At 62.5% G+C, this 14895-nt stretch carries 12 protein-coding genes; 9 read left to right on the top strand and 3 right to left on the bottom strand.

Annotated features, from left to right (window positions below; all coding sequences use genetic code 11):
* Nucleotides 1–244 precede the first annotated feature (244 nt).
* The 6 genes from MOD31_RS18060 to MOD31_RS18035 all read left to right on the top strand — a co-directional run bounded on the left by MOD31_RS18060 (nt 245) and on the right by MOD31_RS18035 (nt 7937).
* Nucleotides 245–1435 carry an ROK family transcriptional regulator gene (locus MOD31_RS18060; RefSeq protein ID WP_142939947.1) on the top strand — a complete coding sequence of 397 codons (1191 nt, stop codon included), beginning with the start codon at nt 245–247 and terminating at the stop codon, nt 1433–1435.
* Nucleotides 1436–1564: 129 nt separating this feature from the next.
* Nucleotides 1565–3121 (top strand): multiple monosaccharide ABC transporter ATP-binding protein, encoded by a 1557-nt coding sequence (gene mmsA, locus MOD31_RS18055; RefSeq protein ID WP_142939948.1) that lies wholly within the window; start codon nt 1565–1567, stop codon nt 3119–3121.
* 44 nt (nt 3122–3165) lie between these two features.
* Nucleotides 3166–4437: a multiple monosaccharide ABC transporter permease gene (mmsB, locus tag MOD31_RS18050; RefSeq protein ID WP_024820035.1), complete on the top strand. Its 1272-nt coding sequence runs from the start codon at nt 3166–3168 to the stop codon at nt 4435–4437.
* Between the two features lie 53 nt (nt 4438–4490).
* Nucleotides 4491–5588, top strand: a complete 1098-nt coding sequence (locus MOD31_RS18045; protein ID WP_142939949.1) for a sugar-binding protein — start codon at nt 4491–4493, stop codon at nt 5586–5588.
* Nucleotides 5589–5772: 184 nt separating this feature from the next.
* Nucleotides 5773–7242: an FtsX-like permease family protein gene (locus MOD31_RS18040; protein WP_250821275.1), complete on the top strand. Its 1470-nt coding sequence runs from the start codon at nt 5773–5775 to the stop codon at nt 7240–7242.
* A 2-nt stretch (nt 7243–7244) separates the two neighbouring features.
* Entirely contained in the window at nt 7245–7937 is a 693-nt protein-coding gene (locus tag MOD31_RS18035) for an ABC transporter ATP-binding protein (protein WP_250821274.1), read from the top strand.
* Here the strand turns inward: MOD31_RS18035 and MOD31_RS18030 are convergent.
* A complete protein-coding gene (locus MOD31_RS18030) occupies nt 7915–8076 on the bottom strand; it encodes a hypothetical protein (protein WP_250821308.1) in 162 nt (53 codons plus the stop codon). The two genes, MOD31_RS18035 and MOD31_RS18030, sit on opposite strands and share 23 nt — an antisense overlap.
* Nucleotides 8077–8223: 147 nt before the next feature.
* On the opposite strand from MOD31_RS18030, the gene MOD31_RS18025 reads away from it, so the two are divergent.
* Nucleotides 8224–9294, top strand: coding sequence for a Gfo/Idh/MocA family protein (locus MOD31_RS18025; protein ID WP_166841476.1), 1071 nt, complete (start codon nt 8224–8226; stop codon nt 9292–9294).
* 135 nt (nt 9295–9429) lie between these two features.
* Here the strand turns inward: MOD31_RS18025 and MOD31_RS18020 are convergent, their stop codons facing one another.
* The gene (locus MOD31_RS18020) at nt 9430–9870 is read right to left on the bottom strand and encodes a DoxX family protein (RefSeq protein ID WP_166841477.1); all 441 of its coding nucleotides are present in this window, start codon (nt 9868–9870) and stop codon (nt 9430–9432) included.
* Nucleotides 9871–10067: 197 nt separating this feature from the next.
* Here MOD31_RS18020 and MOD31_RS18015 point away from each other — a divergent pair, with 197 nt between their 5' ends.
* Entirely contained in the window at nt 10068–11177 is a 1110-nt protein-coding gene (locus MOD31_RS18015; protein ID WP_142939954.1) for an FAD-dependent oxidoreductase, read from the top strand.
* A gap of 103 nt (nt 11178–11280) precedes the next feature.
* On the opposite strand, the gene MOD31_RS18010 is transcribed toward MOD31_RS18015, so the two are convergent.
* Entirely contained in the window at nt 11281–13500 is a 2220-nt protein-coding gene (locus tag MOD31_RS18010) for an NADP-dependent isocitrate dehydrogenase (protein WP_250821273.1), read from the bottom strand.
* 216 nt (nt 13501–13716) lie between these two features.
* On the opposite strand from MOD31_RS18010, the gene MOD31_RS18005 reads away from it, so the two are divergent.
* The gene (locus MOD31_RS18005) at nt 13717–14823 is read left to right on the top strand and encodes a hypothetical protein (protein WP_250821272.1); all 1107 of its coding nucleotides are present in this window, start codon (nt 13717–13719) and stop codon (nt 14821–14823) included.
* Nucleotides 14824–14895: the final 72 nt, after the last annotated feature.

The raw sequence follows: 14895 nt of genomic DNA, 5'->3' as shown, positions 1-14895 counted from the left end.
CGTAGGCCGCGCCCGGGTATCAAGGGCCGGGCGTTTGGACCCGCCGGTAGCAAAATCGGGACACATTGCCCCCAACCTCCCGTTGTGAGGCCCGCTCTGCGCCCAAAAGCGTGGTATTACCCTGCATAGCGGGCCTCACAACGGGTACATGTCAAGTGTTCTTGCGTTGGAGTATGTCGGCAATGATTGACTCCTTGTGTTCACTTCTTGACTACAAGCTCGCTTGTGGGGCAATCTTCTTGTCATGTCCGCAACGCAGCGCTCAACGAAGAGCCATCCAAGAAAACCCGGCTCGCAGTCCGCACTGCGCCACCTCAATCAGCAACGCATCATCGAATGCCTGCTGAGCGGGCCCTCCACGCAAGCAGAGCTCTCGCGGCAGACCGGGCTATCCACGGCAACGGTTTCCAACATCGTCAAAATCATGCAGGACGCCGGTCTGGTATCAACGGAGCCCACCACAAGCTCCGGCCGCCGGGCAACCAATGTGCGGTTGAACAGCAACGGTGCCGTCGCCGTCGGAATCGACTTCGGACGCCGCCACCTGCGGGTAGTCCTGGCCTCGCTGGGCTATCACGTCATTGCCGAAGATTACATCGAATTACCCCTTGGTCACCAGGCAGAAGAGGGCATTGCTGCTGCAGTCCTGCTGCTGGAAAAACTGCTGCAGGAAAACGGGATCGACCGTACCGCGGTAGTGGGCGCGGGCGCAGGCATCCCGGGCCCCATCGATCGGCGATCCGGCACGGTGGCCCAGGGAGCAATCCTCCCAGAATGGGTGGGCATCGACATCCTCCATCGGCTGGAGGAAGCACTGAACTGCCCCGTGTTTGTTGACAACGACGCGAACCTGGGCGCCCTGTCGGAAGTGACGTGGGGCCCCCACAGCGGTGTCTCAAACCTCATGTTCCTCAAGATCGGCTCGGGCATCGGCGCGGGCCTGATTCTCAATGGATTCCCCTATTACGGCAACGTGGGAATCACCGGGGAAATCGGCCACGCCACCATTCACGAACACGGCCTGGTGTGCCGCTGCGGCAACAGGGGTTGCCTGGAAACGATAGCGTCCACCACCACCATGATCGAGTTATTGGGGCGCGGCCAGGAGGCACTGCTGACGCCGCAGGACATTGTCCGTAATTGCCTCGCCGGCGACTCCGCAACCCAGCGCGTAGTGGACGACGCCGGACTGGCGGTGGGCCGCGCCTTGGGCAACGTCTCCAATCTGATCAACCCGGAAGTCATTGTGGTGGGCGGCCCGTTGGCGGGCCTGGGCGACCTCCTCCTGGACCCCATCCGGAGGGGCCTGGTGCGCCACGCGGTGCCCGTGGTGGGCGAGACGACGCACCTGGCCATGTCCTCCCTCGGGGCACGTGCAGAAGCGCTGGGAGCAGCTGCTTTGGTGTTCCAACACGCCGGCATTACCGGTAGGTAACGAAATCGTTAGCTGGATCATGCGTTCAAGTCTTGACGACAAGACGGGTGATCCAGTTTACTTTTTCATCAGACAGCCTCGCCATTGCGGGGCCGACAACGAAGTCATGCATTGGAGGCGTAAGGGCTGATGACATCCCTCGACACGCAAGGTGATCCCATCCTCTTGGAGATGCGCTCGATCACGAAGGAATTCCCAGGCGTGAAGGCCTTGTCGAATGTGAGCCTGCGCGTGATGGCCGGCGAAATCCACGCCATCTGCGGTGAGAACGGCGCCGGCAAATCCACGCTCATGAAGGTCCTGTCCGGCGTCTACCCCTACGGCAGCTACACAGGCGACATCGTGTACCAGGCCCAGACGCAGCAGTTCAAGGACATCCGCGCAAGCGAAGCCGCGGGCATCGTGATCATCCACCAGGAACTGGCGTTGATCCCGGAATTGTCCATCATGGAGAACATCTTCCTGGGCAACGAACCCACCAAATGGGGCGTCATTGACTGGGCGGAAGCCCGCAAGCGCTCCCTCGAACTCCTGGCCCGCGTTGGCCTCCGTGAGGATCCCGATACCCCCATCAAGGAAATCGGCGTCGGCAAGCAGCAGCTGGTGGAGATCGCCAAGGCACTGAACAAATCCGTGAAGCTCCTGATCCTGGACGAGCCCACGGCGGCACTGAACGAATCCGACTCCCAGCACCTGCTGGACCTGATCCTTGGCCTGAAGGGCAAGGGCATCACCTCGATCATCATTTCCCACAAGCTCAACGAGATTGAACAGATCGCGGACGAGATCACCATCATCCGCGACGGCAAGTCGATCGAAACCCTGAACGTCAAGCGGGATGGTGTGGACGAGGACCGCATCATCAAGGGGATGGTGGGCCGGACGCTCGAGTCCCGCTTCCCGGATCACGAGCCGAAAATCGGTGAAGTCTTCTTCGAGGTCAAGGACTGGACCGTGGGTCACCCCCAGATTCAGGACCGCCTGATCTGCAAAGGCTCCAACTTCTACGTCCGCCGCGGCGAAATCGTTGGCTTCGCAGGTCTCATGGGCGCCGGACGCACGGAACTTGCCCGTTCCCTGTTCGGCCACTCCTACGGACGCTTCATCAAGGGGCAGGTGTACAAGGACGGCAAGGCAGTCAACCTCCGCAGCGTCCGTTCAGCGATCGACGCCGGACTCGGTTACGTCACTGAGGACCGCAAGTCCTTGGGCCTGAACCTGCTGGATGACATCAAGACCACCACAGTGTCGGCAGCGCTGGACAAGATCAGCAACTACTCCGTGGTGGACACCCGCAAGGAATTCTCCGTTGCAGAGGAATACCGGAAATCCCTGCGGACAAAGACTCCCTCGGTTGAGGAAGGCGTTGCCAAGCTCTCCGGCGGTAATCAGCAGAAGGTGGTGCTGGCCAAGTGGATGTTCACTGATCCGGACCTCCTGATCCTGGATGAGCCCACCCGCGGTATCGATGTTGGTGCCAAGTACGAGATCTACGGCATCATCCAGAGGCTTGCCAACCAGGGCAAGGGAGTGATTGTCATTTCCTCGGAGCTTCCTGAGCTCCTGGGCCTGTCCGATCGGATCTACACCATTTTTGAAGGCGCCATCACCGGTGTCCTGGAAAAGAACGAAGCAACCCAGGAAAGCCTCATGAAGCTCATGACTTCCGCCCGCAAGACAGCCTGACCGTTGGCCCAGCCTTACCCCTTCCTGACACAAGGACCAAAACAATGAACGCGCTCAAGAAGCTATTTGGTGGCAATACCCGCCAGTTCGGCATGATCTTCGCCCTGGTGGCACTTATCGTCTTCTTCCAGATCTTCACCGGGGGCCGCACGTTGACCCCGGGCAACGTGATCAACCTGTTCAACGGCAACTCCTACATCCTGATCCTGGCTATTGGCATGGTGCTGGTCATCATCGCCGGCCACATCGACCTCTCGGTGGGTTCCGTGGCCGCATTCGTGGGCGTATCGGTTGCCCTCGCCATGCGTGACTGGGGCCTGCCTTGGTGGGCAGGGGTGCTCTTCGGCCTGCTTCTGGGCGCGGTGATCGGCGCCTGGCAGGGACTTTGGACAGCGTATGTGGGCATCCCGGCCTTCATCGTGACCTTGGCCGGCATGCTCCTGTTCCGTGGCTTCAACCAGTTCGTGGGCAAATCCAACACCATCCCGGTGTCTAAGGAATTCCAGTTCATTGGTTCGGGTTACCTGCCCGAGATCGGCCCGAACACCGGATTCAACAACCTCACACTGCTCATTGGCATTGTGGCGGCAGCCTTCGTTGTGATCATGTCCCTGCGTGCCCGTGCAGCAGCAAAGGCCCTTGGCGCCGACGTTCCCGAGCTCTGGGTGGAGGTCACCAAGCTGGTCCTGATCTGCGGTGCCATCCTCTACGCAACGTACCTGTTCGCCACCGGCCGCCCCGGAACGTCCTTCCCCATCCCCGGCCTGATCCTGGCCGTTCTTGTGCTCATCTACGGATTCATCGCTGACAAGACCGTCCTTGGCCGTCACGTCTACGCCGTGGGTGGTAACCGCCACGCAGCCGAGCTGTCCGGCGTTCAGTCCAAGAAGGTCAACTTCATGGTGATGATGAACATGTCCATCCTGGCTGGCCTGGCAGGCATGATCTTCGTTGCCCGCTCCACTGCTTCCGGCCCGTTCGACGGCGTCGGTTGGGAACTGGATGCCATTGCAGCCGTCTTCATCGGTGGCGCCGCCGTTACCGGTGGTGTTGGCACCGTGATCGGCTCGATTGTAGGTGGCCTGGTCATGGCTGTCCTCAACAACGGCCTCCAGCTCCTGGGTGTTGGCGCCGACCTCACCCAGATCATCAAGGGCCTGGTGCTCCTGGCCGCAGTCGCCTTCGATGTCTACAACAAGTCCCAGGGCAAGCGGTCCATCACGGGCATGCTGATCAAGGGATTCCAGCGAAACAACAACGAGATCAAGCCGGACGAAACCACGTCCACCAAAGAGGTCATCTCCAAGGAAGCGTAAACCGCTTCCCCACGACTCGCTCCACCCCACCCACACAGAAAGTGAACCAAGATATGCGAATGTTTGGTAAAGCAGGAAAGGCAGCAGCAGTCGCTGCCATCGCGGCACTGGCGCTGACAGCCTGCGGCCGCACTGACAGCGGCTCAAGCACCAGCACGGCAGGCGGGGAAGCGTTCCCCAAGGACTCGCTGATCGGCGTCGCACTTCCGCAGAAGACCAGTGAAAACTGGGTCCTCGCGGAGAAGCTGTTCAATGATGGCCTCACCGGCGCCGGCTTCAAGGCCGACGTCCAGTTCGCCAACGGCGGCGTATCCGAGCAGCAGAACCAGATCAGCGCCATGGTCACCAAGGGTGCAAAGGTCATCATTGTGGGAGCCATCGACGGCGCCCAGCTGGGTACGCAGCTTCAGCAGGCCAAGGACTCCGGCGCTACAGTGATCGCTTACGACCGCCTGCTTCTCAACACCGAGAACGTGGACTACTACGTGGCGTATGACAACTTCAAGGTTGGTGTCCTTCAGGGCGAGGCCCTGTTGAACGGCATGAAGGCCAAGAAGGCGTCCGGTCCGTACAACATTGAGCTCTTCGCCGGCTCTCCCGATGACGCCAACGCGAAGGTCTTCTTTGACGGCGCCATGAGCGTCCTGAAGCCGAAGATCGACGACGGAACCCTCAAGGTCCTGTCCGGCCAGACCACGTTCGAGCAGGCTGTGACCCAGGGCTGGAAGGCTGAGAACGCCCAGCGTCGTGCTGACACGCTGCTCACCGGCAGCTACGGCAGCGCGTCCTTGGACGGCGTTCTCTCCCCGAACGACACTTTGGCCCGCGCAGTGCTGACGTCCGTCAAGGCCGCCGGCAAGCCGCTCCCCATCGTGACCGGCCAGGACTCCGAAGTTGAGTCTGTGAAGTCGATCATCGCCGGCGAGCAGTACTCCACCATCAACAAGGACACCCGCAAGCTCGTTGAGCACGCCATCACCATGGTGAAGGACCTCCAGGCCGGCAAGGAACTGGAGATCAACGACAAGGAATCCTACAACAACGGCGTCAAGACCGTCCCGGCTTACCTTCTCCCGCCGCAGATCGTGACTCTGGAGAACGTCAAGACGGCTTACGTTGACGATCCGGTACTTGGCCCGCTCACCAAGTAACTGATTATCAAGTAACACCTCAAGCCCCGGTCCGCCATTGGCGGGCCGGGGCTTTCGCTTGCCCTCCACCTTTCACAGCCCACGCATAGCTTCGGCAGGCTTGCCGCACAGCAGCACTTACGAGTCTTGGATCTGCAGCCCACGTCCAGTGGGCCCACCAAGTGTGCAGGTCAAGAGGAGAAATGTGAGCGTCCTTGCCCGAAGCGTAGGCAATGCCTTCCGCAACAAGATCAGAACGGCGGCGGTTGTTGCCGTCCTGGCCGTAGCCATCGGCCTGGCGTTGGCCATGCTCGTGGCCAACCAGGCCGTGGGTGCCAAGGTTCAGGAGCTCAATGCCTCCGTGGGCACCACCCTGACGGTGAATCCAGCTGGTGGCCAAGGCTTTGAAGGCGGCGGTGAACCACTTACGACGGCGGAGGCTGAGACTGCGGCTTCGGTCGCCAATGTGACCTCTGTAATTGGCACTAAGGCCTTGCGCCTCCAGACGGCAACGGCGGGGACCACCGGGACCACGGATTCAACGGCCGGCACCACGCAGCAGGGACCGGGCGGTGGCTTCGGTCCCGGCGGGCAGCAGGCGACGGTCAGTACCAACCTGACGGCCGCCGTCGACGCCGGTACGCTCGGCAACCGCAACAACGCCAGCGGTTCAACCGGAACCACCACCCAGCCTGCACGCACGCTCCCGATCACGGCGACGGGCATCGGCGCCGAGGTGGACACCACCGGCAAGGCCCTGGACATCACCAGTGGCACCGGCCTGGGAGACTACACGGCGTCGGAGGCGAAGGCCTTGGTAGGCACGTCCCTAGCTGAGAAGAACAGCCTGATGGTGGGCTCCACATTCACCATCCAGGACAAGACGTTCACCGTGGCGGGCATTTTCGACGCCGGAACCACTTTCGGCAACAACGCCGTCTACGTGACCCTCCCGGAAGCCCAAACACTGGCCGAGACCCCGGATGAACTCTCAACCATGATCGTCACGGTCAACAGCATGGAAAACGTGGACAGCACCAAAACTGCCGTCCAGGACGCCCTCGGCACGGACAAAGCAGACGTCACCCAAGGTCAGCGCAACCTCGAAACCGCCGTCAGCTCACTGGACAGCGTCAAAAACATCTCGCTGATCGCGTTCATCGCGGCACTGGCCACTGCCGGGATCATCATCCTGCTCATCATGGTCATGCTGGTCCGCGAGCGCCGCCGCGAAATCGGCGTCCTGAAAGCCATCGGTGCCCGGGACCGTACCATCGGGTTGCAGTTCGTCCTTGAGTCGTTGGTCCTGGTTGCCCTCGGCAGCGTTGTGGGTGCCGTGATTGCTTCACTGGCCAGCGGCGGTATAGCTTCGGCCCTCATCAGTTCGAACAGCACCACGACGGCGGCGCCCACCACCCAGCGTGGCGGCGGGCTCGCAGGCGCCATGCCCAACGGCGCAGTCCCCGGCGGGATGCCCAGTGGCGGGATGGGCGGTGGCCAGGGCGGGCCGTTCGGTGGAGCTTCCCAGTTGCTGACCTCCGTGACAGCGAGCGTCTCCCCCGGGGTCCTCGCAGCAGGTATCGCAGCCGTGTTCGCAGTAGCCATCATCGGCGCGTTGGTCCCGGCGTTGCTGACCGCCCGCATCCGTCCCATCGAAGTACTCCGAGGAGAATAGCCGTGATTGTAGTCAAGGACCTGGTCCGTCAGTTCAAGTCCGGTGACCGGACCATCAAACCCGTCAACGGCGTGAATTTTGAGCTTGAAAAGGGCTCGCTGGCATCCATTGTGGGCAAGAGCGGCAGCGGCAAAAGCACACTGTTGTCCCTCCTGGGTGCGCTGGACAAACCCACCTCAGGGGACGTCGTCGTGGATGGCGTCAGCCTGGCCGGTCTGCCGGACGGCAAGCTGACCGAGTATCGCCGCCGGGACATCGGATTTGTTTTCCAGCAGTTCAACCTGATCCCCAACCTCAGCGCAGTGGACAACGTGATGCTGCCCATGGAGTTCGCCGGTGTCCGCAAAGCGGCCAGGCTGCAGCGGGCCAAAGAGCTGTTGGTGCAGGTGCAGTTGGACCCGGAGAAGCACTCACGCCGCACCAACCGATTGTCCGGCGGGGAGCAGCAGCGTGTGGCGATTGCCCGGGCTTTGGCCAACGAGCCCAAGCTGATCCTCGCCGATGAGCCCACCGGAAACCTGGATGAGCAAACCGGTGAGCACATCATTGAACTGTTGAGCTCCCTGAGCCGCGATCACAACACCACCATCCTGGTAGTCACGCACGACCGCAGCCTGGCCCGGAAAACCGAGCGTTGCTTCCGGCTTCAGCAGGGCAGGCTTACCGAGGAGGTCAGAACCGGATCGCGTCGATGACCTTGACGCGCACCGCCACGAGCGCAGGAATGGCTCCGGCGAGTGCGCCCACAAGGACTGCTGCGCCGAACCCCATCAGGGCGGCCTCGATGGGGACGGCCGGGCTGTGTCGGACCCCGGCCTGCCCTCTTCTGCGCACCCGTTCCCGCCCGGCGCACCCCACGTTCCCCAGGGCGCACCCTTTTACGCCAGGCGCACCAGAGGTTACGGCAGCGAACGGCGCGAAAGGGTGCGCACCACGTCCCTGTAACCGCTAAGACCTGCCCGAAATGAGAGGATGAACGGCATGACACTTCCTATCGCCGTGCCGTGGCTCTTCACCCAGACCAACCAGGATCCCCGGGCCGCAACCGGTCGGCCGCTGCGGTGGGGAGTGGTGTCCACCGGCAACATTGCCAACAGTGTGTCTCAAGACTTGGCACTGCTTGAAGATGCGGAATTGTATGCAGTGAGCTCCCGCACCCAGGCGGCCGCAGATACGTTCGCCCGCGCGCTTGGCTTCACCAAAGGTTACGGGGACGACGGCGACGTACCCGGCTACCAGCGTCTGTTCGAGGATCCCGCCGTGGACGTGGTCTACGTAGCGACGCCGCATGCCCAACATTTTCAGATTGCCTCGGCCGCTTTGCGGGCAGGGAAGCACGTATTGTGCGAGAAAGCCCTCACCATCAACGCCCGCGAAGCCACCGAGCTGGTTAAGCTCGCCCGGGAGCAGAACGTGTTCTTCATGGAAGCCGTCTGGAGCCGTTTCCTGCCGAGCATGCAGCGTGCTTTTTCCATAGCTGCCTCCGGCGAACTCGGGCAAATCCAGTGGGTCAGCGCCGATCTCGGTTTCCCTGCACCCTACGATCCCGCCGCACGGATTTGGGCTCTGAACGACGGCGGCGGAGCGCTCCTGGACATCACCGTCTACCCGCTGCTGTGGGCGCTGGGTACACTGGGCTTCCCGCAGTCGGTCACCGCAATCGGCACGCTCAACGACGACGGCGTGGACAGCCAGAACGCCCTGACCCTCGGCTATGACACGGGTGCGCAGGCGCAGCTGACGTCCTCGCTGATGGCGCACGGACCCCGGACAGCCACGGTAGCCGGCGGCCTCGGTTTCCTGCAGGCTGTGGGTTCCGTGAACAACCCGCGCGAGCTGCTGATCCGGATTGGTTGGGACGAGCCGCGGCGCGAACAGTTTGACGTTGTAGGTATTGGCTACACGTACGAACTCCGTGAAGTGACCCGGTGCATCCACCAAGGCCTGACAGAAAGCCCGGTGATGCCGCTGGAGGACTCCATCAACGTCATGCGTCTCTTTGACGGCGTGCGGTCACAGCTTGGAATCCGGTACCCCAACGACGCGCGGTGAACTGACCTACGGGTGAATTGAGCACTCGCGGCTGCGTTGCGAGGCCCACTATGCGCCGTAAAACCCAGGGATACCCCGCAGAGGAGGCCTCGCAACGAAAGGCCAGTGCCGCCGTCGTGATTTAACCCAGGTGCGTTAACGGCCTTGGCGAGCTGGTTGCCGTGCCAGCTTACGGTCAAGCGACAGCGCACCCGGCCCGAGGAAAACGAACGCTGTGGAAATAGCGACGTATACGATCAGGAGCTCGGCCGTGACACCGGACTTGTCTGTGAGCAGGGGTTTGCCCGCCTCGGTCACGAACCAGATCCCCGCGAACATAATCGCCGCCAGAAAACCAGCCACGCGGGTCAGGGCACCGAGAACCAGGAGCAGCCCCAGGCCCAGTTCACCGGCGATCACCAGCCACGCCACAACCTCGGGCTTCTGCACACCCATGGCAGCCACGGACGCGGCAAAGGCGGCGTGCCCGGCCAGGAACTTCTGGAAGCCATGGACCATGAGGAGCGCACCGAACACCACCCGCAGGATGGTGACGCCGCGGGAGGAAGACTTGGGAGACGGGTGAAGGAATTTCACGGATTCCAATCTGTCATGCCTTCGTCCCCACCGCCAACCCGTACCCGCCACCAACCCAACTGGGTCGCAGCTGAGCGCGTTTTGACGGCTCAAAACGCGCTCTGCTGCGACCTAGTTGGGTGAGTGGGGGCAGAATGGGAGGTGCCCCTCTTTCGGGGGGCACGTTTTTCAAGAGGGCCATTGTGGATGGAGCAGGCATGCAGGTTGACGTTGTAGTTGTTGGCGGAGGAGCCATGGGATCGGCGGCCGCTTGGCAACTGGCCCGGGCGGGTCGCTCAGTGGTCTTGTTGGAGCAGTTCGAGGCCGGCCACCACATCGGCGCTTCGCACGGCGCCACCCGCAACTTCAACACCGCCTACGCCGAGGCTGACTACCTGGACCTCCTCGCCGAGTCCAAGATCCTGTGGGACGAGCTGGCGGCAGAGCACGGCGCACCGCTTCTGGACATGGTGGGCCTCGTGAACCACGGAAACGTCCCCCGCCTTCAGGAGGTCCGGGAAGCCCACGAGGCACGGGGCATCGAGAGCTACTTCATCTCCCCCGACGAAGCTGCCAACCGGTGGCTGGGCATGAACTTCGCCACCGACGTCCTCTTTGTTCCAGGCTCCGGCCGGATCCGTTCGGCCGACGCCCTGGTGGCGCTACGGAAATCAGCGGAAGCACACGGTGCCGTCTTTAAATACTCGACGCCGGTCCATGACATCCGGATCGACGGCGGCGAATCCGTGGTGGTAGTGACCGAGGAGACCGAATACACCGCCAGCCGCGTGGTGGTCACGGCAGGTGCATGGACCAACAAGCTGGTCAGCAAGCACGTGAAACTGCCCGCCTTGGTGGTGACGCAGGAGCAACCGGCCCACTTCACTCCCAGGGACAACACGCTGGTGTGGCCGAGCTTCAACCACAGCCCGGACCCGGATCCGAACAACGAAGCCTACGAGTACTGGTATAGCCCCGTCTACGGCATGCTCACTCCCGGCGAAGGCGTCAAGGCCGGCTGGCACGGCGTCGGCCCGGTCATGGATCCGGACGAGCGCACGTTCGAGCCCATCCCCCACCAGATGGAAGCGTTGGTGCGGTACGCCGAAGAGTGGCTTCCCGGCGTCGACCCGTCCACAGCGGTTCCCATCAGCTGCACTTACACCACCACGCCCAACGAGGACTTTGTGTTGGACCGTTTCGGTCCGCTGGTTGTGGGTGCCGGCTTCTCGGGTCACGGTTTCAAGTTCACGCCCGCTATAGGCCGGGTGCTGAAGGACATCGTCGACGGCGGCTTGGCACCTGAGCGGTTCCGCGCGGACCGCTAGGAGTTTTTGTACAGATAATGCCCCCAAGACCGCGTCTTGGGGGCATTAGCTGTACAAAAACTCGGAGCTCGGGCGCCCGTGAAAGGCACCCGAGCTCGAGGGACTACTTCAGGGTCGCGAGGACCTTGTTGAACGTAGCTGACGGGCGCATGATCTCTGCGGCCTTGGCGGCGTCCGGACGGTAGTAGCCGCCGAGGTCGACGCCGGTACCCTGGACTGCGGCCAGCTCGCCGACGATTGCCTCTTCGTTGGAGGTCAGGGCGTCCGCGATTGCCGCGAAGTCCTTGGCCAACTCGGCGTCTTCGGTCTGCTTTGCCAGTTCCTGTGCCCAGTACGTGGCCAGGTAGAAGTGGCTTCCACGGTTGTCCAGGTCTCCCACGCTGCGCTTCGGGGACTTGTTCTCCAGCAGGAAAGTTCCCGTGGCGCGGTCCAGCGTGTCGGCCAGGACCTGTGCGCGGGCGTTGCCGGTGGTGGTGGCAAGGTGCTCGAAGCTGACGGCAAGGGCAAGGAATTCGCCCAGGCTGTCCCAGCGGAGGTGGTTTTCCTTGACCAGCTGCTGGACGTGCTTGGGAGCGGAGCCACCGGCGCCGGTCTCGAACAGGCCGCCACCGTTGATCAGCGGAACGATGGAGAGCATCTTGGCGCTGGTGCCGAGCTCGAGGATCGGGAACAGGTCCGTGAGGTAGTCGCGGAGGACGTTACCGGTGACGGAGATGGTGTCTTCGCCCTTGCGGATGCGCTCCAGCGTGAAGGCCGTGGCCTCAACCGGGGAAAAGATTTTGATCTCCAGGCCCTCGGTGTCGTGGTCCTTGAGGTACTCGTTGACCTTGGCGATCAGGTTGGCGTCGTGGGCGCGGGTCTCGTCCAGCCAGAACACAGCCGGAGTTTGGGATGCGCGGGCACGGGCGACGGCCAGCTTGACCCAGTCGCGGACCGGGATGTCCTTGGTCTGGCAGGCGCGCCAGATGTCACCCGGGAAGACCTGGTGCTCGGTGAGGACGTTGCCCTTGCTGTCCACGAGCTGGACGGTGCCGGCTGCCTGGATCTCGAAGGTTTTGTCGTGGCTGCCGTATTCTTCGGCTGCCTGTGCCATGAGGCCAACGTTGGGAACGGTGCCCATGGTGGTGGGGTCGAACGCACCGTTGGCGCGGCAGTCGTCCAGGACAACCTGGTAAATGCCGGCGTAGGAGCTGTCCGGAATGACGGCCAGGGTGTCGGCTTCCTTGCCGTCCGGGCCCCACATGTGGCCGGAGGAACGGATCATGGCCGGCATGGAAGCGTCAACGATGATGTCCGAGGGAACGTGCAGGCTGGTGATGCCCTTGTCCGAGTCCACCATGGCCAGTGCGGGACCGTCTTCGAGGCCCTTGGTGATGGCTGCCTTGACGCCTTCGCGAACGTCCTCCGGCAGGTCTTCCAAGCCGCTGAGGATCGCAGCGAGGCCGTTGTTCGGGCTGATGCCTGCGGCTGCGAGCTGCTTGCCGTAGGTCTCGAACAGCTCGGAGAAGTAAGCCTTGACCACGTGGCCGAAGATGATGGGGTCAGAGACCTTCATCATGGTGGCCTTCAGGTGCGCGGAGAAGAGGACGCCCTCTTCCTTGGCGCGGGCAACCTGTGCCTTGAGGAACTCGTCCAGGGCGTCGGCGCGGAGCACGGTGGCGTCCACAACTTCGCCGGCCAGGACGGGGAAGTCCTTCTTGAGGACCTTGGTGGTGCCGTCTTCACGGACCAGCTGAATGGTCAGGGAATCGTCAGCCGTGAGGACAACGGACTTCTCGTTGGAGCGGAAGTCGTTCTCACCCATGGTGGCAACGTTGGTCTTGGACTCCGGGGTCCAGGCGCCCATGGAGTGGGGGTTCTGGCGGGCGTAGTTCTTCACCGACAGGGGTGCGCGGCGGTCAGAGTTGCCTTCACGCAGGACCGGGTTCACGGCGGAGCCCTTGATCTTGTCGTAACGCGAGCGGATGTCCGTCTCGGTGTCCGAGGAAGGGTTGTCCGGGTAGTCCGGGAGGGCGAAGCCCTGGGCCTGGAGCTCGGCGATGGCAGCCTTGAGCTGCGGCACGGAGGCGCTGATGTTGGGCAGCTTGATGATGTTGGCTTCCGGCTGCTTTGCCAGTTCACCAAGTTCAGCAAGGGCGTTGCCCGTGCGCTGTTCTTCTGTCAGGAAATCACCGAAGACGGCGATGATGCGGCCGGCCAGCGAGATGTCGCGGGTCTCCACCTCTACCCCTGCGGTGGAGGCGTACGCTTCCACGATCGGCAGGAATGAGTACGTTGCCAGCATCGGCGCTTCGTCTGTGTGGGTATAGATAATCTTGGCCATTGGCGGGGTTCTCCCTGAAAGTCTGCAGATTTCAACATCTCCTAACTTACCCGAGTAGACCGTTTTGACGGCTCTTCGTGTCCGGGATCACTCTCCGCATTACCGTCCGGGAAAGCGATTTACGTCCGACGGCGGCCTACCGCCGCCGCTGCCCCGCCGCCGTCGTGCGCCCCCTCCAGTAGCTCAACAAGAAGTGACAGCAAAATATCACAAAATGTGAAACATCTCTTTACAAACTTGTCATACGTTGGGTACCTTCAATCTCGTCAGTCGGCGGTCGCCATCACTGGCCGCCTCACTCCCTCGATAGGTAGGAACAACGTGACAAAAACCAAGACCCTGGCCACAAGCCTGCTGAGTCTGTCCGCTGCCGCAATCCTGGCGCTGGTTGGAACCACCAGCGCCAACGCGGCACCGGTCAACACCACAGACTCCGGCAGCGCTGCGGTCAGCAGCCATGTAGTGTCCGACGCCGGCGCTGCAGACTACTGGACCCCGGAACGCATGAAGAATGCCAAGTCCGGCGAAATCCTTGCCGCGAAAGCCCTCGAACGCGGCAAGCTCCTCAACCTCGGCAAAGCCCCGGTCACTGAAGCCCCGGGCGCCGTCAGCAGCATCGCAGGCCAGCAGGCCTCTGCTGATTCCAAGGTCATCGATCGCAAAGTCAACCAGAGCGAAACCCCGGTCAAGCACATCGGCAAGATCTTCTTCACCCTGGGCGGATCCAACTACGTCTGCTCAGGCAACTCCGTCACCGCGGCCAACAAGAGCACCGTCTCCACCGCCGGACACTGCCTCAACGAAGGCCCCGGCGCCTACGCCACCAACTTCGTCTTCGTCCCCGCCTACCTCAACGGCGCCGCACCTTACGGGAAGTGGACGGCAAAGGCGCTGTACGCCCCCACCCAGTGGGCCTCCAACGGAAACATGCAGTACGACACCGCATTCGCCGTCATGAACACCCTCAACGGTCAGCGCCTCGCCGACGTCGTCGGGTCCTCCGGCGTCCAGTTCAATGCTGCCCGCGGCCTGAGCTACAAGGCCTTCGGATACCCGGCCGGCTCGCCCTTCAACGGTGAATCGCTCAAGAGCTGCTCCGGCAAGGCCACCAACGATCCCTACAACCCGCAGTTCAACAGCCAGGGAATCCCCTGCAACATGACCGGTGGATCCTCGGGCGGCCCCTGGTTCATCGGCACCAGCTCCACCGGCTACCAGAACTCCGTCAACAGCTACGGATACGGCAGCAACTCCACCTCCATGTACGGCCCGTACTGGGGCACCGTGATCCAGTCCACCTACAACACGGCTTCGGCTTCGTAGCGGACCCTCTTATATAGGCACGTCCCTGTTAACTACGACGGCGGCCGTCCCCTTCCGGGGGCGGTCGCCGTT

This window comes from Paenarthrobacter sp. TYUT067 (assembly GCF_023656375.1).
In the GTDB taxonomy this organism is placed as follows: Bacteria; Actinomycetota; Actinomycetes; order Actinomycetales; family Micrococcaceae; genus Arthrobacter.
The sequence above is the reverse complement of the archived record's forward strand: the minus strand, read 5'-3'. Positions and strand labels throughout refer to the sequence as shown.

What these genes read in the sequence shown, in the direction of transcription:
- MOD31_RS18060 (WP_142939947.1), top strand. Translation starts at nt 245, where the DNA reads ATGTCCGCAACGCAGCGCTCAACGAAGAGCCATCCAAGAAAACCCGGC.
- mmsA (WP_142939948.1), top strand. Translation starts at nt 1,565, where the DNA reads ATGACATCCCTCGACACGCAAGGTGATCCCATCCTCTTGGAGATGCGC.
- mmsB (WP_024820035.1), top strand. Translation starts at nt 3,166, where the DNA reads ATGAACGCGCTCAAGAAGCTATTTGGTGGCAATACCCGCCAGTTCGGC.
- MOD31_RS18045 (WP_142939949.1), top strand. Translation starts at nt 4,491, where the DNA reads ATGCGAATGTTTGGTAAAGCAGGAAAGGCAGCAGCAGTCGCTGCCATC.
- MOD31_RS18025 (WP_166841476.1), top strand. Translation starts at nt 8,224, where the DNA reads ATGACACTTCCTATCGCCGTGCCGTGGCTCTTCACCCAGACCAACCAG.
- MOD31_RS18015 (WP_142939954.1), top strand. Translation starts at nt 10,068, where the DNA reads ATGCAGGTTGACGTTGTAGTTGTTGGCGGAGGAGCCATGGGATCGGCG.
- MOD31_RS18010 (WP_250821273.1), bottom strand. Translation starts at nt 13,500, where the DNA reads ATGGCCAAGATTATCTATACCCACACAGACGAAGCGCCGATGCTGGCA.